At 47.7% G+C, this 22,893-nt stretch carries 21 protein-coding genes; 19 read left to right on the top strand and 2 right to left on the bottom strand.

Going from position 1 to position 22,893, the window contains the following annotated elements; genetic code table 11:
- Positions 1–63: 63 nt before the first annotated feature.
- From ACYUJT_RS07610 to ACYUJT_RS07565, 10 genes are all read left to right on the top strand, one after another.
- Positions 64–5,274 (top strand): polymorphic toxin-type HINT domain-containing protein, encoded by a 5,211-nt coding sequence (locus tag ACYUJT_RS07610; RefSeq protein WP_460320156.1) that lies wholly within the window; start codon positions 64–66, stop codon positions 5,272–5,274.
- Positions 5,271–5,822 carry a hypothetical protein gene (locus ACYUJT_RS07605; RefSeq protein ID WP_460320154.1) on the top strand — a complete coding sequence of 184 codons (552 nt, stop codon included), beginning with the start codon at positions 5,271–5,273 and terminating at the stop codon, positions 5,820–5,822. The genes ACYUJT_RS07610 and ACYUJT_RS07605 overlap by 4 nt, the downstream gene beginning before the upstream one ends.
- 11 nt (positions 5,823–5,833) lie before the next feature.
- Positions 5,834–6,376, top strand: a complete 543-nt coding sequence (locus ACYUJT_RS07600) for a polymorphic toxin-type HINT domain-containing protein (RefSeq protein WP_460320151.1) — start codon at positions 5,834–5,836, stop codon at positions 6,374–6,376.
- On the top strand, positions 6,322–6,477 hold the full coding sequence (locus ACYUJT_RS07595; RefSeq protein WP_460320149.1) for a colicin E3/pyocin S6 family cytotoxin: 156 nt from the start codon (positions 6,322–6,324) through the stop codon (positions 6,475–6,477). The genes ACYUJT_RS07600 and ACYUJT_RS07595 overlap by 55 nt, the downstream gene beginning before the upstream one ends.
- Before the next feature lie 14 nt (positions 6,478–6,491).
- Positions 6,492–7,040 (top strand): hypothetical protein, encoded by a 549-nt coding sequence (locus tag ACYUJT_RS07590; protein WP_460320146.1) that lies wholly within the window; start codon positions 6,492–6,494, stop codon positions 7,038–7,040.
- 106 nt (positions 7,041–7,146) lie between these two features.
- A complete protein-coding gene (locus ACYUJT_RS07585) occupies positions 7,147–7,818 on the top strand; it encodes a hypothetical protein (RefSeq protein ID WP_460320144.1) in 672 nt (223 codons plus the stop codon).
- Positions 7,799–8,302: a hypothetical protein gene (locus ACYUJT_RS07580; protein WP_460320143.1), complete on the top strand. Its 504-nt coding sequence runs from the start codon at positions 7,799–7,801 to the stop codon at positions 8,300–8,302. The genes ACYUJT_RS07585 and ACYUJT_RS07580 overlap by 20 nt, the downstream gene beginning before the upstream one ends.
- Positions 8,303–8,316: 14 nt before the next feature.
- Complete coding sequence (locus tag ACYUJT_RS07575) at positions 8,317–8,622, top strand: DUF4279 domain-containing protein (RefSeq protein WP_460320140.1); 306 nt, start codon at positions 8,317–8,319, stop codon at positions 8,620–8,622.
- A 203-nt stretch (positions 8,623–8,825) separates the two neighbouring features.
- Complete coding sequence (locus tag ACYUJT_RS07570) at positions 8,826–9,155, top strand: hypothetical protein (protein WP_460320138.1); 330 nt, start codon at positions 8,826–8,828, stop codon at positions 9,153–9,155.
- Between the two features lie 223 nt (positions 9,156–9,378).
- Positions 9,379–9,711 carry a hypothetical protein gene (locus ACYUJT_RS07565; RefSeq protein ID WP_460320135.1) on the top strand — a complete coding sequence of 111 codons (333 nt, stop codon included), beginning with the start codon at positions 9,379–9,381 and terminating at the stop codon, positions 9,709–9,711.
- 302 nt (positions 9,712–10,013) lie between these two features.
- On the opposite strand, the gene ACYUJT_RS07560 is transcribed toward ACYUJT_RS07565, so the two are convergent.
- Positions 10,014–10,631, bottom strand: coding sequence for a TetR/AcrR family transcriptional regulator (locus ACYUJT_RS07560; protein WP_460320133.1), 618 nt, complete (start codon positions 10,629–10,631; stop codon positions 10,014–10,016).
- 226 nt (positions 10,632–10,857) lie between these two features.
- Between ACYUJT_RS07560 and ACYUJT_RS07555 the strand changes: the two genes are divergently transcribed.
- The 3 genes from ACYUJT_RS07555 to ACYUJT_RS07545 all read left to right on the top strand — a co-directional run bounded on the left by ACYUJT_RS07555 (position 10,858) and on the right by ACYUJT_RS07545 (position 14,798).
- Positions 10,858–12,309: a 4-hydroxyphenylacetate 3-hydroxylase family protein gene (locus ACYUJT_RS07555; protein ID WP_460320131.1), complete on the top strand. Its 1,452-nt coding sequence runs from the start codon at positions 10,858–10,860 to the stop codon at positions 12,307–12,309.
- Positions 12,310–12,468: 159 nt separating this feature from the next.
- Complete coding sequence (gene sfnG / locus ACYUJT_RS07550; protein ID WP_460320129.1) at positions 12,469–13,545, top strand: dimethylsulfone monooxygenase SfnG; 1,077 nt, start codon at positions 12,469–12,471, stop codon at positions 13,543–13,545.
- A gap of 38 nt (positions 13,546–13,583) precedes the next feature.
- Positions 13,584–14,798 carry an acyl-CoA dehydrogenase family protein gene (locus tag ACYUJT_RS07545; RefSeq protein WP_460320127.1) on the top strand — a complete coding sequence of 405 codons (1,215 nt, stop codon included), beginning with the start codon at positions 13,584–13,586 and terminating at the stop codon, positions 14,796–14,798.
- Between the two features lie 554 nt (positions 14,799–15,352).
- Here the strand turns inward: ACYUJT_RS07545 and ACYUJT_RS07540 are convergent.
- Entirely contained in the window at positions 15,353–16,447 is a 1,095-nt protein-coding gene (locus ACYUJT_RS07540; protein WP_460320125.1) for an FAD:protein FMN transferase, read from the bottom strand.
- 241 nt (positions 16,448–16,688) lie between these two features.
- On the opposite strand from ACYUJT_RS07540, the gene ACYUJT_RS07535 reads away from it, so the two are divergent.
- From ACYUJT_RS07535 to ACYUJT_RS07510, 6 genes are all read left to right on the top strand, one after another.
- Positions 16,689–17,084, top strand: coding sequence for a NusG domain II-containing protein (locus ACYUJT_RS07535; protein WP_460320122.1), 396 nt, complete (start codon positions 16,689–16,691; stop codon positions 17,082–17,084).
- Positions 17,068–17,646, top strand: a complete 579-nt coding sequence (locus ACYUJT_RS07530; RefSeq protein ID WP_460320120.1) for a Gx transporter family protein — start codon at positions 17,068–17,070, stop codon at positions 17,644–17,646. Before ACYUJT_RS07535 ends, ACYUJT_RS07530 begins: the two co-directional genes overlap by 17 nt.
- A 12-nt stretch (positions 17,647–17,658) precedes the next feature.
- Positions 17,659–18,474, top strand: a complete 816-nt coding sequence (locus tag ACYUJT_RS07525; RefSeq protein WP_460320118.1) for an energy-coupling factor transporter ATPase — start codon at positions 17,659–17,661, stop codon at positions 18,472–18,474.
- A gap of 2 nt (positions 18,475–18,476) precedes the next feature.
- Positions 18,477–19,370, top strand: a complete 894-nt coding sequence (locus ACYUJT_RS07520) for an energy-coupling factor transporter ATPase (RefSeq protein WP_460320116.1) — start codon at positions 18,477–18,479, stop codon at positions 19,368–19,370.
- A complete protein-coding gene (locus ACYUJT_RS07515) occupies positions 19,367–20,170 on the top strand; it encodes an energy-coupling factor transporter transmembrane component T family protein (protein WP_460320114.1) in 804 nt (267 codons plus the stop codon). The genes ACYUJT_RS07520 and ACYUJT_RS07515 overlap by 4 nt, the downstream gene beginning before the upstream one ends.
- A 128-nt stretch (positions 20,171–20,298) precedes the next feature.
- Positions 20,299–22,410, top strand: coding sequence for a peptidase U32 family protein (locus tag ACYUJT_RS07510; RefSeq protein WP_460320112.1), 2,112 nt, complete (start codon positions 20,299–20,301; stop codon positions 22,408–22,410).
- Positions 22,411–22,893 lie beyond the last annotated feature (483 nt).

Below are 22,893 nucleotides of genomic sequence, written 5' to 3'. Positions count from 1 at the left end.
GGGCTTTTTTAAGAGAAAAACTGAGGTGAAATCATGAAAAGAATAATATGTTTCGTTCTGTGCTTGACCTTGATCAGCGCCAGTCTGCTGGAAACTGTCGTATATGGAGCATCGGAACAAGGCAATACATCTGCAGTTGAAGCGCAATCCGCTAGTGGAAGTGTACTGACGGTGTCAGGGATTCTCCGGCAATTTGATGTCAGCGAGGATTGGCTGGATGAACAGTTGTCTAAAGGTTATACGTTGTACCAAATTTACACGGCTTTACAAGGAGGAAAAGCGGGTTATGAGGCGGCTATTTCCCGTTATGAAGTAACACGTGCTATCGGGGAAGCAGACCTTCTTGTGCCGCAAGCGGAGGGCAGCGCCAATTACTCTGCGCTAGTCCATGATTTTTCAGCGGCTGCCCAGTCCCTTGAGTATGATCAAGCGGCGGTAGAGCATTATTCCTTACAGGATGATTCCTCTTTATATGAAGTAGGGTATGGGGCGGATTCAATTTCTACGGCGACCGGTGAAATGAAGCTCCGTTATATGGATTTCTCGCTGCCGGGGGCGCTATCGTTTCCATTGATCCGTGTATATGACAGCGCCAGAGCTCATGATGAAATCGGCGTTAAGCACGAGAATGGGGTCTACATCAATGAAATCCGCATTCGCAGGGATGAGCTGGACACGGCTATTGGCCGAGGATGGAGATGGGAGATTCCGTATATTGATACTTATGGCGATTCGCGGATTCTAGATTTCCCGGGAGTAGGCCGTTACAAGCTGTCTGAAGATTTACATCTGGAAGGCTACTTATGGAACGATCTTAAATTGACAACAGACCGCACGCAAACGGTTGGAAATTCTACAAGCGAAATAAAACTGTCCGTCCGCAATGGAAATCAATATTATTTCAATTCCTCAGGGTATCTGATCCTGACTGCGGACAACTACGGGAATAAAGTATATTTCCACTATGCTGCGCAGGGCGAAGGTACGGCTTTGTCACGAGTCGTCAATAGCGACGGCAATGAATTGGTCTTCTCCTATTCGGGAGAACAAGTAACAGTAACCCAATCCGGTACGAATCGAAAAATGGAATACTTCCAGAAGGAAGAGTACGGACAGAAGATTCTCAGCGAGGTAAAGGACGCCGCAGGACGTAGCACGAAATATTACTATTCCTACCCGGAGTCCCGATTTAACTTCCTGGCCTCGTTAATCAATCAGGGGGAACTTCAGCCGGTCAAATCATCTGCGCTGCTGTTCAGAATCGTTCGCCCGGGTTCTGGGATGACCGATTTCAATTACACTCCGGCACGGAAGCAGATCGGGGATTACGCAACCGACTTTGTATTTAAAGTTAGTACCCGTCAGGACTCATACTCTACTACGGCTGGCGACGAAGTTCTTCATCCGGTAACATTCCGTTATTCGGGTGAGGATTTGAACAGCTACGGAGCAACGGCAGCCTGGACGACGACGATGGAAGCTTCGCGTTCCAAGGATACGCGAGTCTTTAATAAAACCTTCCAATCGAGCCGCAAGCCGGATATCCACTACTTAGGCGAGCAGCGCAGCGAAGAAGGGAGCATGCAGTACAAGCAGCAATTCACTTACGATGAAACGAAGGGCTGGAACGCTCCTGTTCAGATCACCGAAAGCTACGTGCAGGGAGGCCGTGCTTCAGAGCCATTCTCCGTTAATTATCAATACAATGATGAGGGACTGGTGAAGGCGGAGAACTGGAGTACGGGACAGGAAATAAGCTATGAATATGCTGTATCCGCTGCTCCGTTCTTCTGGGCGCAGCCAAGTAAAATCAGCACCAAGCTCAGCAGTAGTCAGTCAAGGGTGGAACAATATCAATACAATAACCAGGGGAGCGTACTGCAATCCAGTGTTAGAGAGAATAGCGCAAGCGGTAAGCTGTTGGCTCAAACCGATTTCACCTACGATGCTTACGGAAATATCGCCTCCTCCAATGTGAATGATGATAAAAGAACGAATACGGTGAACTATGCGTACCAATCTCCTTATGGGAAGCATTTGCCGACAAAACGCTCGATGATCGTTCATTCCGTGGATGGTTTTTCTACTGAAATTAGCCAACGTTATGAATATACTTCAGCGGGTGAACTAAAGTCGGCAGAAGATGCGGCGGGAGCGGTGACCTCATATACTTATGATGTACTTGGCCGCCTGATCGAAACACTTTACAGTGATCGGACCAAGAAGACGGTGAGATATGAGGATGAGCTGAACACGGTCACGACTACGGGCACGGAAGGCATTGTCATCGTCGAAAAATTTAACCCGCTTGGACTGCTCGTTCAGGAGAAGGTAGACGACGCTCTTTTCCAATACGTATATGACCAAGAAGGGAATATGAAGGAGTCTGTAGACGCCGAACGAAATAAAACCAGTTATGTCTATGATGGCTTCAATCGCCTTACGGGTACTATCTTTGCAGACGGTTCTCAGGATAGAATCGAGTACGATATGGTTGGCCGTACGACGACTTACACCGACCCTGCTGGCGTGAAGCATCAGGAGAAGACGGATCTGCTCGGAAATGTACTGTCGTTCGAGGAATCGAGAAACGGGGCATATGTTCCTTTGGAGCAGACGTTCTACGATTTGGAAGGCCATCCGGTGATCGTCACAGACGGAAATGGCGGACAGACTCGATATGAATATGATGCGCTTGGGCGTATCGTATCAGTCACCGATCCTGAGCAGCGTTCGACACTTTATACGTACAGCCTGGCAGGTTATCTGACCAAAATTCAGTATCCGGATAATACGTATGTGGAGAGAGAATACAACCAAGCAGGCAACCTGATCCGGCAAATTAATGAGGAACGACTGGTTAAGGCTTTCTTTTACGATTCGCGAGGAAACCTGATCAGGTCGCTGGATCACGCGAGTCAATTTACGGAATACGAGTATAATAGCGATAACTTGCTCACCCAGATCAAAGCGCCTGGCCAGCAGATAAAATATAGTTACGATGCGATGGGGCGCCGTACCGGAATGACCGATGGTACAGGGAATACGACGTATAACTATGATCCACAAAGCGGGTTGCTAACGAAGATCGCCTATCCTGACGGCATGCAAATCGAATATTCCTATAACAAGCAGATGCGGACGGGATACACACTGAAGGATGCGTCCGGTAAAACGACAGGCGCTCAGTATACATTGGATGCCATGAACCGGGTTAGCGCTCTGGATGTAGTCCATGATGGCTCAGGCAATGGAAGAATGGCGGCTTTTACTGCCGGGTCCGGGTCACCCGTTGATCGGATGACCTTCGACTACCAAGCGAACGGACTGCTGCAAATCCAGTCTTCCAGTAATGGACTAAGTACCTCATACACGTATGAAGGCTATGATTTAACGGCGATGACTCTCACGCCTGGGGCGGCGGGGAGAACGCTGAGAAGCGGCTCTGCAGCTCTTATGGGCGAGGTGAACGGGAATGCAGAAGTACAGCGTGCTGCGGGTTCGCAGTTCACTTATCAATACGACGACAACAAGAACATTATTTCCCGCAGCCAGGACGGAGCTGCCGATACCTTCGCTTATGATTCGTTGAATCGAATCCAAGAGGAGAATGGGCAAGACCTCAGCAAGAAGTACGTCTACGATGAGCGCGGCAATCGCCTCGAGGTAGAGGGCCAGCAGGTTCGGGGCATGACGAATGCCGAATTCACCTTCGATAGCCTCAATCGTCTAACGAAGGTAACAGGCGAAGACGGCACAGCAGTCAGCTACAGCTATAACGGCGACGGCTTGCTCTACGAGCGGGCTGAAGGTACCAAGCGTACCCGCTATTACTATGATGAACAAGCGAAACTGATTGCAGAAGCGAACGTAAGCAATGGTACACCAAGCTTAACCTACACCTACATCTACGATTTAGCCGGCCGGCTATGGTCCCGGGTTGATCAAGCAACCGGAGCAGTCCAGTATTATCAGTTTAATGGTCATGGCGATGTAGTAGGTCTGGTCGATAGCGCGGGGAACCAGCTGAACAGCTACACTTACGACATTTGGGGCAACCCGGAGCTTGAGGAAGAGACCGTTCCGAATATCTTCCGCTACTCTGGCGAGTACTGGGATGAAGCGACGGATTTGCAGTATCTCCGGGCCCGCTGGTATGACCCGAACGCGGGAAGATTCGTATCGAAGGATAGCTATGAGGGGGACATTACTAACCCGCTGAGCCAGAACTTGTACACGTATGTGCATAATAATCCTTTGATTTATACGGATCCTAGTGGGCATTATATAATGCCCATGGCACCAACTCCTTCGTTGATATGTGCAGCAGATATAGAAAATTGCAAAACAAACATTGATGCACAAGTAGAGGCTTCAAAGAAGAACATTGAAATTTTTTATCTCGATGATGTTAGAACATTAATAGATAAAGAAGCCAGTAGTTTTGACAAGGGAGTAATCATCGTTGAAAATTTACCTCCTGTTAAAGCGTTAAAAGTATTCAAAAAAACGCATAAAATAGCGGAGGAAGCCCAGGACATAAAAAAAGCAATAAAACGAATTGAATGTAACTGTTTTACTGCGGGGACAGAGGTGTTAACAGATGAAGGGGAGAAGAATATCGAAGACATTGAAGTCGGAGATAAGGTTCTCGCCAAGGATGAGAATAACCCTGACGGGGAGTTGGCTTATAAGGAGGTCACTAATCTTTACCGTAACCAACGTGATGATATAATTAAATTGCATGTTGGTGAGCAGATCATTGAGACGACAGACAACCATCCGTTCTGGGTAGAAGACAAGGGTTGGGTCTTCGCGGATGAGCTTCAAGTAGGCGATAAACTACAAAAAGCTGATGGAAGCAATCCGACGATTGACAAGGTAGAGTTTGTTAAACTGGATGAGCCAGTTACGGTTTACAACTTTACGGTTGCTGACTTCCATACGTATTATGTAACGGATATTGGGATTTGGGTGCATAATACGAATTGTCCTTTTGGAAAGTATGAAGATGCACCATATCATGGTGCTACCAATAGTGGGAAGAAAAATAAAGCACCAATAGACGGACAAACTGCATTAAATAATTCATTGTCTATTGGACCAAACACTGATCGAAGAATAGGTATAAGTAAGGGAGAATTCGTTGTCCTTGATAAAACGAGCGATGGGCTTTACCATGGACATGTAAGGTCATGGAGTGAGCTTGATCAAAAAATGCAATCTATTCTTAGAAAAGCAGGTTTGGTCGATAAGAAAGGGAATATTAAATGAGTATCTATTGTTCCATTAGTTTGACCGATGAAATTCAACTTGAATTAATATCAAAACATCCAATAAAAACCAGATTCGATGAAATATCTGTATTATTTCGAGACAAATTCGATAAAGTGTGTATTTTTGAAGATGTAATTCAAGAAGCTGTAATTACACTTTACAATGGTTTATCAAAGTGTATATCTAATCAAATAACACTTACATCTGAATTGGAAGTGGGATTGGTTGGTGAAAGATGGAATAGTTGGACATATAGCTTATCAGATGAAGTAGCAGAAGATGAAGAGGATATATTCCAATATTATTGGATTTGGTCAACCAGAGACTTCCAAACATGGGTTTACCAGAAAGATGGTAGGTCATATATTGAAGTCAGTCCTAGTTACAGGTGGCACTTTGTAGAACCAACTGAAAATGAGAAAGTAACACCTTTTGATGAGTTTATGCAAAAGTACAATTCTTTAATCGTTGAACTTTCATTGGACCAAATTAAAAAAATTCTTAAATCACTAGAAAAAATCAAATGTGATTTAGAGATTTCTTAGTTATTTAGGCCTTGGGTGCGATAATCCTCAAGGTCTTCTTCTTATACCCCGACCTAGTGCCGAATGGATCGAGCGGTGCGTTCGAAAAGAACTTAACCCTCATCACCTCCGAGGCCCAGGATATAAAAAAAGCAATAAAACGAATTGAATGTAACTGTTTTACTGCGGGGACAGAGGTTTTAACAGATGAAGGGGAGAAAATTATCGAAGACATTGAAGTCGGAGATAAGGTTCTCGCCAAGGATGAGAATAAACCTGACGGGGAGTTGGCTTATAAGGAGGTCACTAATCTTTACCGTAACCAACGTGATGATATAATTAAATTGCATGTTGGTGAGCAGATCATTGAGACGACAGACAACCATCCGTTCTGGGTAGAAGACAAGGGTTGGGTCTTCGCGGATGCGCTTCAAGTAGGCGATAAACTACAAAAAGCTGATGGAAGCAATCCGACGATTGACCAAGGTATGAAAAAAGTTAAAAATAATAAACGTTCAACATGGTTAGATGGAAAAGGGAATTATTGGCAGTGGATAGTAAGAGAGGTACATTAGAACGATGGCATAAAAAGCAGAAAAAACATTTAGGGGAATACGACCCTGTGACTGGTGAAAAAATTAATGATGGAATTCCGAGTAGAAGATTTGACGAATAGAGGTGATTTTAGCTTTGCACGGACAACGATTTATTGACGAATATCCTGATTACGGTGAGAAGTTGTCAAAGCTTTACCTAGAAAGGCAACTTGATGATTGGTATAAGGAAAAGTGTAAGTCCGAATTTATCCTACCTGATGAAATGTATGAGATACAAGGTGTCAGCAGAATAGAAGTTAGAAATAAAAACTGGCCGTCTACAGAGATTTATATTTCTTTGAATGAACTACCTGAGGATTCATTCACGTTCTTACAAGAGATACAAATTAGATTATCCAAAGTATTACCACTCTATGAAATGTCATTTCTTCATAGTATAAAACACGAGTCACTAGAATCTAACTTGGACTTATGGGGCCCACCTCAAACATTCGAGCTATTAAAAGTTGTTGATGTTATTCGGGATATTTTATCGAACTTAGGGTATCAAGAATTAAGTGAACTATATGATTTGCATGATACAATATTTGAATGGCATGAGTTAAAAGGTATTGACGAGGTAAATAGACGGTTGATATTGAAAGACGCTATATTCACTGACGTACTAGAATTATGTAATTAAATTTATTGACCTTGGGGCGACCTCAAGGTCTCTTTTACCTACCAACGCATAGCAACAACTTAGGCGGGATAAGACAACTGAAGGGTGGTTAGAAAGGGAAGGAAGTATGAACAATAGTCTCCTTTTAAAAATAAGCGAATCATTGGATAGTGATCAGCTAAGTTTAAGTGAACTGGCTGCTGAAATTAATGATATCATTTCGGAGCATGAGCTTAGTGAACAGCTAGAGCTAAATGGAAGTATTAATAAGAAACAATTAGCTCGACTCTATAGTGTTCTTCACTTAGTTGATTTGGATTCATCAGTGAAAGAGCATATAGCATGGGATTATTTTAAGAATAAATATGAGGAAACGAATACAAGGTATATCAGCGAAGATTTGCTTGAAGAAATCGTTGAGACTTATACGAAAAGTAAGTATTTAGGGCTGGAAAGTGTAATTATTGATGCATTGAAAACAGACAGAATTCAATTAAATCAAATCTTAAATTTAGAAAAAATCTTTTTTAGTAAGGCATTTATAAAAGAATCGGTTGCTTTTAAGTATAGAGAAATTGTCCGAAATGGAGGAATCCTTGACAAGGAACAGGTCGTAACACTATTAAAATACCGAGCGTATACATCGCTTGAATTTGCAATAGATCAGCATGCAGTTTCTAATGATGCCTTACTTGAAATTCGCAAACCAAGCCCTCAAGAAAATGATAGAAAGCTGAGAGAAAAATTATTTTATAAGGCTCAAAAACTCTACAGCCTTTATGATTGCAGAGGTGATTAAGATGCAGTATTTTACAGACGAATTGTGGTCTAAGATAAACAGTGAAGGTGAAGAAGAACGAAACGAAGCGAACCGCAAATGGGATGAAAACGAAGCTCTATACAACCAGCGATTTCAAAAGTTAAAAGATAAATTGCCAAGACAGGTATTTGATTTATATAACTCTAGGAGCTTTCATGATTCCAATCTGATCGAAGTTAAAATTATTCAACTAGATACAAGCATTAAAAGACCGATGAATGTAGAAATAACATTAACGGACGGAGAGAGTTGTTGGCGTATTCTTTATAAGAAGATTATCAAACTTCAAGTTGATTATTCTGAGAATGATGCTGCAGTTAGACCTCATGGATTTGGTGATTGGGGGTACGAGGAAATACTAGATGTAAACGAGGATGTCCTGTCTCACGAAATTCTATTTTCATCAGGATCTAAGATTCTCGTACACTTTAGCAATAAAATGATTGAAATATCTAAAATATAGAGAGGGATGCCAATTTGAGTCTAAAAGGTAATTGCACGATTAGTTTTATTGATAGCTCACTAACTATGGACGAAATACATAACATACTAAAGATAACCCCTTCAAAAATTATTACAAAAGGACAAGTCATTAGTGAAGCAATTAATACAAGAGCTGATTCAAATAAATGGATGTATAAAGAAGTTTTAAATGAGGGAGAGGAGCCTTCCGAAGTAATCACAAGACTTCTCAATCAGCTACAAAAAGAAAACGTACAACGCATAACACAAACCTGTAATGATGCTGTTATAGGATTATATCTTAACTCTGAGTATGGATAAATGGGATTTGAGCTATCCATAGAAAACATTGCAATATTGTCTGAGCTAAAGATTCGGTTTGAGGTTCATATACTTTCTTTTGGTAAGATAGATTAGTCGCAATAGTCACAATATAGTTTACTATTCCCTTGCACGGAAAGAACGATTTCTGCCTATACCTTTGAGATGAGGCAGGTAGTTATTAGTGGAGTTGATAAGAAAATATGAATAAGGATGTATTACTAAAATTATCAGAAAGTTTAAATATTGAATATGAGATAGGGATTTGGTCAGAGACAACGGACCTCCTTGAAAGGCAGGATAATATCGCAGACTATTCTGTTAAATATAATGATGGTCAGTATAATATTGTGATTAAACTAAAAGAGTTTAACTTAAATGCGTCTAGAACAATTTTCGCTACACTAGTAAGATTTATAGAGTATAAATCGACATTCTATGTGAGAGAAGATAAAAAAGATTCATTCGTATACTACCTACTCTCTTCAACTGATAACAAAAAAGCTTTCTTGTTTTATATTGTTTTTCAATAAGGTTAAGATGGGGGCGGCAATCCTCAAGGTGTTCTTTTATCCCCACCCAGTGCCGAATGAAACGGGTATTTGTTACTATAATATTCCCCCTCTTAACCCTGAGGGTGAGGTTATGGACGATGTTTTAAGTTTTGAAGATAAGTGAGAATAAAAGATGGTAAATCCTCGGACATATACTTGAAGTGTTTGAAAAAACACATATATAAACTTCCGGAGGTACTTTATGGAGAGTCTCATTGAAGTTACATCTATGAAATTATGGATGGATAAAATGCAGGTCGTAAGGAGAGCAATTGAGGGTTTTTGGAAAAATATTAAATTGTACAGTGAGGAGGATCCCGAAGAATTTGAAGAGAATTTCCCGAATTATGATCCAGCGTTTTTAGAAGTCGAAGTTCAATCAGTATCAATTACATTTGATAATTTTCCAGAACTTAATTACAATCATGTTCATGTTGTCATCCCCATAAGATACAAGGGTAAGAACATTGGCATGTATAAGATCTTGTTTACTTTTGATGGTCATATAGAAGATGATTTTTTTATAATTGATTAGTAATAAATTTTAAATTAATTATAACATCGGAACTATTTACAAGTGGTGAGAGAAACCAGTAGAAAGATTACACCCTTAGTCTACACTTGATTGAAAATTTTTGGTCATGCTCGCTTACAGCCACAACAGTATGAATCAGAGACAAATACAATACTTTATTAGGTTATCGGTGTGCTCTTACTTAAATAAAATCTGACGAAGTAAGAGTAAGTGTAAGACTTCAAAAGAATAATACAGATGCGAGCGAAAAGCCTGCCCCAAGGGTCGAACTTGGGACAGGCTTTTTGCCGTAAAATTGCCCCTCAAGGGTGCTGGGATTCTGGCAATCCCATCGATTTATAAATGCCAAGTGCGCTCATTCGGGTGAGCTGAAGGGCCATATGGTGCGGTGAGTAGATTTTATCGTCCGATAACCATTTTTCCATAATGCCGCCGGTGGACAGGCTGATATAATCGAGCAAAAGATCAAGCGGCACCTGCAGCTTCTGATCCAGATCCAGCTTCGACAGCCGCTCAAAAAAACCTTCGCGGATAATTTCGATGAATTTGCTCCGAAAATCGCCAGCGGGGGATTTCGAAAGCATCACCCGATAGAAGTAGTCATGTTCGGACACATGCTCGAAAAGAGTCAAAAAAATCGGATCGGGCGCATGAAACGACGGAACAACTGCGGAAGGAGCCGCGCAGCTTCTAATGGATTCGGTGAGCAAATCCAGCTTATCCGCCATCATTTTTTGCAGCAGGTCGGCTTTGTCAACGAAATGGGCGTAGAACGTCGACCGGTTGATATCCGCTTTTTCCGCAATATCGATCACACTGATTTCCTCATACGCCTTCCTATGCAGCAAACGCAAGAACGCCTCATAAATCATCATCCTTGTACGGATAATCCTCCGATCCCCCGCCCGAAGACTACTCATCCCAATCACCTCATAGACAACCGTTTAGTTTTTTGACCCGCGGCCCCCACTTTGCACCGAATTGTGGATTATTGGGGCGAAAACCGACGGAATGCCGATATCTGTTCGGTAACCGTCAAATCCAGAAATACTGATTATTGATAGAAATTGGATGATAGCTATAATAATCAATAAATACGTAAAAATCAATCGGAATAATTAAGTTTAAAAAGGAAGGAGGGTTCATTTGCGGGGAGATCAGTTTATAGAGAGCCTTCATGACGGACGCAGTGTGTGGCTGGAGGGCAAGCAAATCGCTCACGTTCCCGAGCACTCGGCCTTCAAAGGGACGTTGTCCACCATTAAAACCTTGTTTAATATGCTGGATGATCCTTCACAGCAAGATAAAGTAGGTTACTGGGTAACTGAAAAAGAGCGGTATGCCCACAGTGCGTTCCTCGTTCCGTATACGCAGCTGGAACTGCAGCAGAGAAGCCGTTCCTTCTCTTGCTGGTCGGCGGAAACGAACGGCATGATGAGCCGATTATCCGATTATGCGCGGTCTCTTATTACGGGATGGTACGCGGCACGGGAACAGCTTTCCACGTTGGACCCGGCGTTTGGGGTGAAAATTTCGGCGTACTATGAGGAAGCTAGGGACCGTGATTTGTTTTTGACGACGGCTATCATCGATCCGCAAATTGACCGCTCAAGTGGGCTCGACGATCAGCGCATTGCCGAGCGATTCCTGCATGTCGTGCGGGAAACATCGGAAGGCATCGTAGTCCGGGGAGCCAAGATGATCGCAACGGGCGCGCCATATACACATGATTTTGTCATCTTTTCCTTTCTGCAGTTTCAAGCCGAGCACCAAAAACATGCCCACGTCTTGATCGTGCCGGCGAACTCGCCGGGATTGCATATCGTCTGCAGGGAATCCTTCGCCGATGCGGGCGAACAAAATCATCCGCTTAGCTACCGGTACGACGAAATGGATGCGGTGCTATTTTTCGATGATGTCCTCATCCCGTGGGAAAGGGTGCTGCTGTACGGCGATCCGGAGAAAGTGCTTGCCCTTCGGGCCAATCGGACGGCTAACGGACTGGCATTCCACCAAAATGTCGTGCGTTTTGTCGCCAAGCTGGAGTTTGTCGCCGGCATCACGTTCGCAATCGCGGAAGCCATCGGGGTCACGGGATTTCTTCATATCCAGGAGAAGTTAGGGGAACTGCTCACGCAGATCGATGCGATCAAGGCGCTGACTATTGCGTCTGAAGCGAAGGCGGTGCCGGATGAATCAGGGGTATTGGTGCCGGACTTGTCCTATATCGAAACCGCCCGAAGTCTGGGAACCAAGTATTATCCTAGAGCGATCGAAATTTTGCAGCAAGTGGGAGGCGGCGGCTTTGTCCAAACTCCGTCGGGGATCGAAGATTTTTACGGACCGATCTCGAAACTGATGCATCTTTACTTCGAAGGAGCGAGCGTGAGTGCGGAGAAAAAGGTCGAGCTGTTTAAGCTGGCCTGGGATCTGATCGGCAGTCCGCTCGGGGCAAGGCATCTTTTGTACGAAAAGTTTTATGCCGGAGATCCGATTCGGGGCTTGGCCAATCACTACAACCGCTTCGACAAGGAGGCGTTGACCGATCCGATCTGGAGGCTCTTGAAAGCCAACAGCAAGGGCAGCTTGATGATCTAGTAAAAACCGGAAGGCCGGAAATAACCGCATATCCTATGCCGATTAGTCCACTAAAGGCGCCTGAAGCAAGACGGTCAGGTGTCTTTTCTTTGCCGCTTTGTTAGAAAAGGGCTGATGCTCTTGTCTATAAGTTTTAATTCAAAGGAGAGGTGATTCGTTATGTCTTTAAAGTTTGCTTATTGGGTACCGAATGTAAGCGGGGGCTTGGTCATTTCTAAAATTCCGCAAAAAACGGGCTGGTCCTTCGAAGACAATGCGAGGTACGCGCAGTTGGCCGAGCAGGCGGGTTTTGAATATGCACTGCTTCAGACCCGATTTATCGCCAGCTATGGGGCAGAGAACCAGCTGGAAGCCATCGCGCTCGCGTCGGCGTTGGCTCCGGTCACGACGAAGCTGAAGCTGATCGCGGCCGTCCTGCCGGGCTTATGGCATCCCGGAACGATTGCCAAGGCGATATCCACCATCGACCAGATCAGCAAAGGAAGAGCGGCTGTAAATATCGTCAGCGGCTGGTTCAAAGGCGAATTTCATGGTTTCGGCGAGCCTTGGCTGGATCACGACGAGCGGTACCGGAGGTCGGAGGAATTTATCCGTGTGCTGAAGGAACTGTGGACTGAGGAGGAAACGAACTTTCAGGGGGATTTTTACCGGATCCGGTCGGCTCCTCACAAGCCTAAACCGCATGTCGTCCCTCCGGTGTTTCAGGGCGGAAATTCCGCGGCGGCTCGCCAGATGGCGGCCAATGTGTCGGACTGGTATTTCATGAACGGCAACACGCTTGAAGGATTCCGCAGCCAGGTTGAGGAGGTGAATCGTTTGGCTGCCGCGCGGAATCGCAAGTTGAATTTCGGTGCGAACGCCTTCGTCATTGTTAGGGATACGGAGGAGGAAGCGCGGCAGGTTCTGCGCGAAATTATCGCCCATGCCGATCCCGAGGCGGTCGAGGGCTTCCGCAGCCAGGTGCAATTCGCGGGCAAAGCTTCCCCGGAAAGGGAGGGCATGTGGGCGAACTCGAATTTCGATGATCTGGTCCAGTACAATGACGGGTTCAAGACCGGGCTGGTCGGGACGGCCGAACAGGTGGCGGACCGCATCATCGAGCTTAAAAAAGCCGGCGTCGATCTCATTCTTACGGCCTTCCTGCACTACGATGAAGATATCCAGGCGTTTGGAGAAAAGGTACTTCCACTCGTAAGGGAGAAGGAAGCGGCTTTGCTTAGTGCGTCGGCTACTTGAGCTTGTAGTAAAAATAAAACGTTAGGAGGAATTCATGTATGAGCACACATCTTCGTCAAACCGGCGCAAGTGGCATTCAGCCGGATTATGAACAGCTTCGCGATGAAATCCGTACGATTGTCGATGGGGTCATCAAGCCTCGCGCGGAGGAAATCGACCGGGAGGGGAAATTCCCGAAAGAAAATTTGGAGGCGTTGGCGGAGGCCGGCTGGAACGGTGTCCTCATTCCCCAGCGTTTTGGGGGAAGAGGTCTCGATCATGTTGCCTTTGCAATCGCCGCGGAGGAAATCGGCAAAGGCTGCCCTTCGACTTCGCTGGTCTATGTCATGCATGTCGGAGCCGTGCAAACCATAGCCTTATACGGCAATGAAGACCAGAAAGAACGCTGGCTTGGGCCTGTCCGGGCAGGCTCGATCGGTACTTATTCGACCAGTGAACGAGCTTCGGGCGGACATTGGTGGTTTAATTTCAGCGAAGCTTCGCGGGACGGCGAAGACTATATCCTGAATGCGGAAAAATCGTTCACGACCAGTTCCGGTCAAGCGGATTTCTATGTATTTCAAACGAGGTCTCCGGGGGCGCAAACACCGACGGATGTCAGCTTTTTTATTGTCGACAGCAAGCTTCCGGGAATTAAGCCGGGGGTTTGGGAAGCGCTCGGCGTGCGCGGCAACCACAGCGGACCTATTACGTACGAAGGGGTTCGGGTCTCTTCCCAGGATAAGCTTGGAACGGAAGGGCAAGGCCGCGAAATTTTGGAAAGCGGCGTCTCTCCGGTATACCTGATCGGGCTGGGCTCGACTTGGCTTGGGGTCGCGGAAGCCGCATTGGAAGCCTCGGTCAACTACGTAAAAGGAATGGTCCACCGTGATTTCAACAAGCGGCTGGCGGACTATCAGATTATTCGCCAGCAGCTGGCGGAAGTAAAAGTACTAGTCGAAAGCTTGAAGCCGTGGCAAATTTCGCTCGCGAAGCAGTTGGATGAGCTGCAGGCGCAGGGACGTCCGCAGGTCGAGCTGCTCCTCCCCTTGGTGGAATTCAAAATCCATGCGGCTGAAGTAGCCAACAAAGCGACGAAGGCCGCCCTTGACGTGACGGGAGGCTATGGATATAAAAAAGGCATCTTCGAAAGATTGTTCCGGGATGCGCGGGCGGGAATCGCGATGGGGCCCTCCAATAACATCGCAAGGGAATGGATTGGAAAAGCGTTGGTCGGTCTGCCGTTGGAGCTGTGGCACGAGGGAGGAGATTAAGTTATAAGATGACTATTAGGCTTAATTAGAAATCTACACAAGCAAACGCCCGTTACCACGGCTAATGTGGAAACGGGCGTTTGTGCTTTATATATTTACTGTTCTCCTGTACACGGGAAGAACAACTTTGGTTCCTGCTCAGACTACAACCACAATCATTTTCTAAAACAACAAAAGCCCTACCTCTCTTTTGTCCTTGCGGCTCCGATGACCGCGCCAGTGTGAATCAGAAATCCATTAAATCCTTACTTTGGGTCATTCAAAGGAATTTTCATACCTGGTCAGGTATAGGAGGGCTATAATCTTGTGAGGAACTACATTTTAAAAGCGGTTTGCAACTCAAATTATCATTATACTATAGTTCAACCGTTAAAGCAAGAGTGTTTCGTGAAAATAAAATCCCGCTCCAGTCATAACTGAAGCGGGAAGGTGGGATGCGGGCATTCCGCTTCAGTCATGCACTGTACACTGCGTATTCAGCATGACGATGGTCTGCCGACGCGCAGGCTGAGCATGGGCATTACGAGTCTATCATCGGGCCATTCATCCCGCGGCTAGTTGGCAAAGGAATAGCTGTCGTTCGTTTTATTCAACATGTCCTTGAAACCGGACGTAGCATACAGCTTCTTCTCCTTGGATATGAACAAGGCCTCCGTATCCGGCGTATCTTCGATGAACTTCAATCCGTCCTCGATGCCGAGTACGAATAGCGACGTGGACAGCGCATCTGCATCGGTAGAGTACTTTGTCACGATGGTAACGCTGCTGATGCCATTGTCTACCGGATAGCCGGTCCCTGGGTCGAGGATATGCTGATAAAGCTTACCTTCCTCGATAAAAAAGCGCTCATAGATGCCTGAGGTGACGATCGTCTTGTCGGCCACCTGAATTGTGCCGATAGAGTTACCGCGTTCTTTGCCCGGGTCCTGGATACCGATGTTCCACATCTTGCCCCCTGGTTTCTCGCCCATAGCAAAGATGTTGCCGCCGAGATCGATGATCGCGCTGCTGAAGCCTTGCGCCTCCAGATACTCGTAAATCGCGTCTGCCGCGTAGCCTTTGCCGATGGAGCCGAGGTCGATGGCCATGCCTTCTTTTTGCAAATAGATTTCGTGCGTATACTCATTCATTTCTATTAAATGATAGTCGCTAAGCGCTTTGGCGGCTTCGATCAGATCAGCGTCTGGTACCTTGGCGCCTTCATGGCCGATATTCCACAGCGTAACCAGATTGCCGATGGCGGGATTGAACTTTCCGTCCGTCCGCATCGCGTAGTCGAGTGCTTTCTCGACCAGCTCGAACGTCTCGGGGGAGATCTTTACGGGCGTCTTCCCGGATTGGCTGTTCACCTGGTAAATTTCACTGCTCTCCAGCGTGCGGCTGATTTTGCCGTCGATGTCATTCAGCAAGGCTTCAATCTCGTTAAAATGCTGCCGTGTTGCGCGATCATCGTATATTTTCACGTTGACGACGGTGTCGAATATGAAGAACGTCTCTCCCATTGGCTTCATAGTCTCATGCGCATTTGCCGTCTTATCGCCGGATGCGCCGGAATCCTTGGGCAGGCCTGAATTTGTGCCGCAGCCAGCCAATAGAGCCGTTGATAGTAGTAGCGTTAATCCTAAAGTAAGTAGTCTATTGTGCTTCATAAACGCCGCCTCATTTCATTTGCTTCTAAATTGATTCATTCAAATTTATTGTATCAAGGGTGGGAAAATGTTTAAAGTGCTTTTTTTCACAAAGTAATGATTATTCCATTAAAATCCTTATAAAGTGAGGGATTTGTGACAACTGGGAAAATGAGAGAAATCGCACAGGTTAGTCATTGAACAGGGGTTATAATGAGATCATCTAAGATTTATATAATCAAAAAATAAGGGAGTTTTCTCTATGAAACGTGGAGATATCCTGCTGATCGGCTTGATTGTTGTCATTGCCATGGCATTTCTTGTTCCAAGGTGGTTTTTAGGAAATTTAAGTGAAAACAATCACAATGACAATCCGCTTGTCGCAAATATCAAGGTCGATGGCAAGCTGGTACGATCCGTGGAGCTCACGGAAGAGGAGCAAATCATTGAAATTGAAACCGAGGATGGCCTCAACATTTTGAAGGTGCATGATTATGGCATAGAAATGATTGAGGCGGACTGTCCTGATCAGGTATGCCTGACCTTCGGGTTTGTCCAGCGCAACGGAGGCACGATCGTCTGTCTCCCGCACAAAATGATCGTGGAAATTGAAGGAGCTTCCGGGGAAGGAGATGAGATCGATGCCATCGTTAAATAAACCAGCCGCGCCGAAAACGCTTGGCGGCGAATCATCCACTCTCCTGTTGAAAAGAACGGTAATCGTTGCGATTTTCGCCGCCGTTGCGGTCGTACTGAGCCTGATTGAATCGCTGATTCCGATCAATATGGGCGTGCCTGGCGCCAAGCTGGGGCTTGCGAATATTATGGTGCTGACTTGTCTTTATTTCCTGCGGGCGAGGGACGCCTTGATGATGGTGCTGCTAAAAACGCTGCTAACCGCGTTTATCTTCGGTACGTTTTCCAGCTTCTTGTTCAGTATTATGGGTGCGCTATTCAGCTTCGCAGCGATGTGGTTTCTGCTCTTGGTAGGACGTAAGAGACTTAGCATGATTGGCATAAGTATCGTCGGGGGGATTGCCCATAACATCGGGCAGCTTACCGCCGCATCACTGTATTTCCTGACAACGAAAATATTCTATTACTTGCCGATGCTTCTCATTACAGGGGTACTGACGGGTATTGCGGTTGGGATCGCGGTTCGTTATTTGATTCCTGCGCTTTCCAGATTGTCGTTGTTTGAAGCTTTTTTGACGGATTAAGGGGGTGAGGAGATGGCTGCAGCAACATTCGCTTACGAGTTGAACGGAGTTTCCTTCGCGTATGCGCCGGATGCCCCGGTTCTGGATGAGGTGACGCTCCGCATTGGCTCCGGAAGCTGGGTGTCGATCGTCGGGCCTAATGGCTGCGGCAAATCGACCCTTGCCAAACTGCTGGGCGGTCTGCTGGCCGCAAATAGCGGCACGATCATGGTAGAAGGGCACGAGCTGACGCAGGATTCGGTCTGGGATATCCGTCCCCGGATCGGCATGGTGTTCCAGAACCCGGATAACCAGTTTATCGGCTCCACGGTGGAAGAGGATATCGCTTTTGGTTTGGAAGGGCGCTGCCTCTCCCGCGAGGAAATGATCGACCGGGTCAAGCGTTACGCCGAGAAGCTGGAAATCAGCCATCTGCTGACCAAGCACCCGGCGGAGCTGTCCGGGGGGCAGAAGCAGCGTGTAGCCCTCGCCTCGATCCTGGCGATGGAGCCAGGCATCGTAATTTTCGATGAAGCATCCTCCATGCTGGATGAGAAGGCGCGCGGCGAACTGCTGCATATTTGGCGGGACATGCGCAGCAGCGGTGATTACACGCTCATCTCGATCACGCATGATGCGGAAGAGATTATGGCCTCGGACCGGGCGATCGTGTTCCGGAGCGGGGCCATTGCTGCCGATGCAGCTCCGGCGGAGCTGTTCGAGGATGAGGAGCTGCTGCAGGCTTGCCGCTTGATCGCGCCTTACCGGATCAGGTTGCTGCAGGAATTACGGAAGCGTGGGATGGATGGAGAAGGCATTCTCCATGGCCGGCAAACGAGGAGGCGGTGACTATGGCTATTACATTCGAGGAAGTCAGCTATGCATACGATGACCGCAGCTTATGGCGAAGCGGGGCGTTGGAGGGTGTCAATCTCCATATACAGCCCGGAACGTTTATGGGGATTGCCGGCACGACAGGCTCCGGCAAGTCAACGCTGCTGCAGCACTTCAACGGTATCCTGAAGCCGACCGCAGGGTGCGTGCAGGTACTGGATTTGCTGATAGGCGCCCAGGAGAAGGCGCCGAAAATGCGCGAGCTGCGCAGGCGGGTCGGGCTCGTGTTTCAATTTCCTGAACAGCAGCTGTTCGAGGATACGGTGGAGAAGGATATTTGCTTTGGACCGCTCAACTTCGGAATGTCTCTCGCGGAAGCGAAGGAACGGGCGAAATGGGCCTTGTCCCTGCTTGGGCTGAATGAATCGATTCTGCTGAGGAATCCTTTCCAGCTCAGCGGCGGCCAGATGCGCAAGGTAGCCATTGCCTCCGTCTTGGCCATGGACCCGGAGGTCATTGCCCTAGACGAGCCGACGGCTACCCTTGATCCACAGAGCCGGGCCGAGCTCGCAGCTCTGTTGTCGAAGCTGCACCGGGAGCAGGGCAAGACGGTTATCGTCGTGACGCATCGGATGGAAGAACTGCTGCCCTACGTGGACGGGTGGATCGTGATGAAAGGCGGCCGGACGTTGTTTCAGGGGCCGACCGATGCCATGGTCAGGGAAGCCGCCTTTCTGGAGCAGGAAGGGCTGGCCCTTCCGGAATGCATCATGCTATGGAATAGGCTGGCGGCCGAGTACGGGTTAGAGGCGGAGAAGCCGTGCTTAACGCCGGAATTACTGGCTGAACGTCTTGCCGAGGTATTCTCGGGGGGAGGCGCCTTAAGAGACAGAGGGGAGAGATTGGCATGAGGGGAAAACTGCTGATCGGCCGGAGCATCGATACCGGTTCATGGGTTCACGGCCTCGACCCGCGGGCGAAGCTGACGGCTATGGTGCTGTATCTCATCGCGATCGTTGCTGTCGGCTCATGGCCTGTGCTTGGCGTCGCCGCTGTTTTTTCCCTCGCTTATATGACGGCAACGAAGATTCCTCTCAAGTATTACGTCAAGGCGGCGAAGCCTCTCTGGGTGCTGATGGTGTTTATCTTTGCCGTGCAGTGCTTTACGGTGACTGAGGGAACGGCGCTGTGGCAGATCGGCTCATGGACGCTGTATTCCGGAGGAGTCAGCCTTGGGCTGATCTCGGCTTCGCGGATGGCGCTGCTCGTATCTTTTACCGCGATTCTTACGTTTACGACGACGCCCGGGCTGTTGAACCAAGGCATGGCTGGCGTACTGAAGCCGCTTGAGACCGTAGGATTATCCGCGCAGCGTCTGACCTTAATGATGAGCATTGCGCTGCGTTTCATTCCAACGATTCTCGATGAGGCGCAGAAGATTGTGAAGGCACAGGCCGCCAGGGGCGCCGATTTGCGGGAGCTGCCGTGGAAAGAGAAAGGGAAGATGCTGGTGTCCCTGCTCGTTCCGGTGACGGTAGGGGCTTTTCGCCGGGCCGAGGAACTGGTGCTGTCGATGGAATCGAGAGGCTACCGGATCGGTGCGCCGCGCTCGGAATATCACTTGCTCGTCTGGAAGCGCCGCGACACCTGGTTCATTCTTTCATTTGCAATACTGGCAGCCGGCGTGCTGGCGTATAGAATTTTGATGTAAAAAAGGATGGGGGCGAGGGATAAACTGTGACCGCGTTCGCGAAACAAAGAGCTATTTAAATGACAGTTTTTTAGTGAAATAAATTACAAATTTACAGCTTAGATGCAGGTAGGAAGGGGAGGAACGCTGTGGCACGTTATTTTAATGGAAAAGAAGTCGAGCTGCTTGCGCCGGCGGGAACGTTTGAAATCTTCAAGGAAGTAATTCGCGCCAATTGCGATGCCGTTTATTTCGGTGGACCGAGCCTCAATATGCGCATGATGCGCAAAGGCTATAATTTCAGCCGGCCGGAGATGGAGGAGGCGATTGAGCTAGCCCATGGCTTGGGCAAAAAAGTGTTCGTCACGGTAAACAACCTGCTTAACGAAGGGGAAATTGAAGAGGCGCGGGAATATTTGTGTTTTCTGGAGCAGGCAGGGCCGGATGCCATCATTGTGCAGGATTTTGCTGTACTGGCGCTTATTCAGGAAATGGGCTTGAAGCTTCCCGTGCATTCCTCGGTCATGATGAACGTGCATAATCGCGAGATGATTGAGGCTCTGAGCCAGATGGGCGTCACTCGGGTCGTCACGTCTAGGGAGATGGATCTGATGACCACGCGGTATTTGCGGGAGACGACCGGCATGGAGCTGGAATACTTCATTCACGGCGACATGTGCTCCGTGCATGGGGCGAATTGCTACTTCAGCTCGCTTGTGTTCGGGATGAGCAGCAATCGGGGCAAGTGCCTGAAGCCGTGCCGCTGGGACTACCGGGTGAAGAAGGACGGCTTCGTGTATCCTTCCGAATATCCGCTAGCCGTGAAGGATATGTTCATGTACGAGCACATTCCTGAACTGATTCATGGCGGGGTGACGTCTTTTAAAATCGAAGGGCGCATGCGCGACACAGAGTTTGTGCTGATGCTGGTTAATGCGTATGGAGACGCAATCGACCGGTATATCGATGATCCGGCCGGTTTTGAACGGAGCCGGGATACTGAGCTGCTGTACGACAACCGCAAACGTGATTTGTCTACCGGTTATGCGTTTGGCCGTCCGGGGCTGTCCTACATTAATAAACGCTATGAGGGGACGGGTAAATTTTATAGCACGGGTAAGGTATTCAGCACGCCGACGGAAGAGCGGAGGCTCGGAGACAAACGGCTGGGCGAGGTTGCAGCGTATCTCGCCGAGGCTGCGGCAAGCAGTGGAACGGGGCAGTATGAGGGTAAACGGAGTAATTGGAACAAACAAACCGATCTAGCCAAACAAACCGAACGTGGTAAACGAATGGAACGAGGCAGACAAATGGAGCTGTCCGTGCATGTGAACAATGCGGCCCAAGCGCGAGCAGCGTTCGAGTCCGGGGCGGATCATGTTTACCTGTCGGGCGATGTGTTCGAGCCGGATCGTCCGTTCACGAAGCAGGAGATCAAACAGCTGGCTGCGATCAAAGGGAAAGCCAAGCTGTATTTGGGTCTGCCGCGAATGATGACCGAGCTGCACTTCGAGATGTACGACGGGCTGCTGTCTGGAGAACGCCTGCCGATTGACGGCATACTCGTGACGAACCTCGGGGCCATCCATAAATTCGCCTCCAAGGGATATCCGCTCGTGGGCGATATCAATTTGAATATTTTCAATCATTTGGCCGCGAAGATGTATGCGAAGCTTGGCGTAGAGCGGTTTACAGCTTCCCTCGAGCTCCCGCTCTATGATTTGGCCAAACTGCTCGGGAACGCGGCGGCTCCAATGGAGGTCGTCGTGCACGGCTCGCCAGCCCTAATGTACATGGAACATGATTTGTACGAGAACACAGAGGTGTTCGAGCCGATAGCCGAGGAGGACAATCGGTACGTCGATAACCGCATTTTGGTGCTGATGACCGACAAGGGAGAGAACCCGGTCTACCGCGACGTCCATGGCCGCTGCCATTTGATGCTGGCCAAGGAGCTGTGCTTGCTGCCCGTGATGAAAGAGCTGCAGGATGCGGGGATGGCAGTTTGCCGAATTGAAGGCGCGACCTATCAGCCGGAGCAGTTGAAGTCGATCGTTAGCGTTTATAGAGCCGCTATAGAGAAGCCTGAAACTGCCGGGGAGTTGTTTGCCGGAATGCCCCCGTTTTACGCGGGATATACGCTGGGAGCGCTGCAGTTCGACGGCGGTGCGGCGGGGCAGGCTGAAACTGCTGCAGGAGGAGCTTGTGAAGGGGAGGAAGAGCAAGAAGAGGAGCAAGAGCGAGTACAGGTGCAGGTGTAGGTGTAGGTGTAGGTGTAGGGTCAAGAACGGACAAAGGATCCAGCCAAGATGCGATAAACTAGCTGTATTTTATACAGTTAGTTTATGAGATTTCTACGATTTGGGCGGGACTAACTGCATTTCGTACATTTAATTTAGGATATATTCATTCATTTCTATCGGAAACCTGATTTTAACTGTAAGAAATGCATCTAGATAGGCGGAAATACCACAATGATTCATTTTTAACTACCTAAAATGCAGTTAGTAATCTTGCAGTCACAGCATAACGCGTATGGTAAAGGGGTAGCCCAAGGGCCAGGCTGAGCAATAAGTGACGAAAATCGATAATCCTACAAATGTTAAGTTCAAGCGCAATGTTATGCCGATGTTCTCAAGCGGAAATTAGGCAACAAAGCCAAGTACTGCAGCGAAAAAGTGATTGCCAACGTCAGTGTTAAATGCCAAAGCAATCTAAAGCGCAAAATGTTTATTGTATTGGGC

Source organism: Paenibacillus sp. YSY-4.3, from assembly GCF_054767475.1.
Note: the sequence above shows the minus strand (reverse complement) of the source record. Positions and strands in the feature narration are given on the sequence as shown.

Coding starts and splice junctions, on each gene's coding strand:
- ACYUJT_RS07605 (WP_460320154.1), top strand. CDS start 5,271: ATGAGTATCTATTGTTCCATTAGTTTGACCGATGAAATTCAACTTGAA.
- ACYUJT_RS07595 (WP_460320149.1), top strand. CDS start 6,322: ATGGTTAGATGGAAAAGGGAATTATTGGCAGTGGATAGTAAGAGAGGT.
- ACYUJT_RS07585 (WP_460320144.1), top strand. CDS start 7,147: ATGAACAATAGTCTCCTTTTAAAAATAAGCGAATCATTGGATAGTGAT.
- ACYUJT_RS07580 (WP_460320143.1), top strand. CDS start 7,799: ATGATTGCAGAGGTGATTAAGATGCAGTATTTTACAGACGAATTGTGG.
- ACYUJT_RS07570 (WP_460320138.1), top strand. CDS start 8,826: ATGAATAAGGATGTATTACTAAAATTATCAGAAAGTTTAAATATTGAA.
- ACYUJT_RS07565 (WP_460320135.1), top strand. CDS start 9,379: ATGGAGAGTCTCATTGAAGTTACATCTATGAAATTATGGATGGATAAA.
- ACYUJT_RS07560 (WP_460320133.1), bottom strand. CDS start 10,631: ATGAGTAGTCTTCGGGCGGGGGATCGGAGGATTATCCGTACAAGGATG.
- sfnG (WP_460320129.1), top strand. CDS start 12,469: ATGTCTTTAAAGTTTGCTTATTGGGTACCGAATGTAAGCGGGGGCTTG.
- ACYUJT_RS07545 (WP_460320127.1), top strand. CDS start 13,584: ATGAGCACACATCTTCGTCAAACCGGCGCAAGTGGCATTCAGCCGGAT.
- ACYUJT_RS07540 (WP_460320125.1), bottom strand. CDS start 16,447: ATGAAGCACAATAGACTACTTACTTTAGGATTAACGCTACTACTATCA.
- ACYUJT_RS07535 (WP_460320122.1), top strand. CDS start 16,689: ATGAAACGTGGAGATATCCTGCTGATCGGCTTGATTGTTGTCATTGCC.
- ACYUJT_RS07530 (WP_460320120.1), top strand. CDS start 17,068: ATGCCATCGTTAAATAAACCAGCCGCGCCGAAAACGCTTGGCGGCGAA.
- ACYUJT_RS07525 (WP_460320118.1), top strand. CDS start 17,659: ATGGCTGCAGCAACATTCGCTTACGAGTTGAACGGAGTTTCCTTCGCG.
- ACYUJT_RS07520 (WP_460320116.1), top strand. CDS start 18,477: ATGGCTATTACATTCGAGGAAGTCAGCTATGCATACGATGACCGCAGC.
- ACYUJT_RS07515 (WP_460320114.1), top strand. CDS start 19,367: ATGAGGGGAAAACTGCTGATCGGCCGGAGCATCGATACCGGTTCATGG.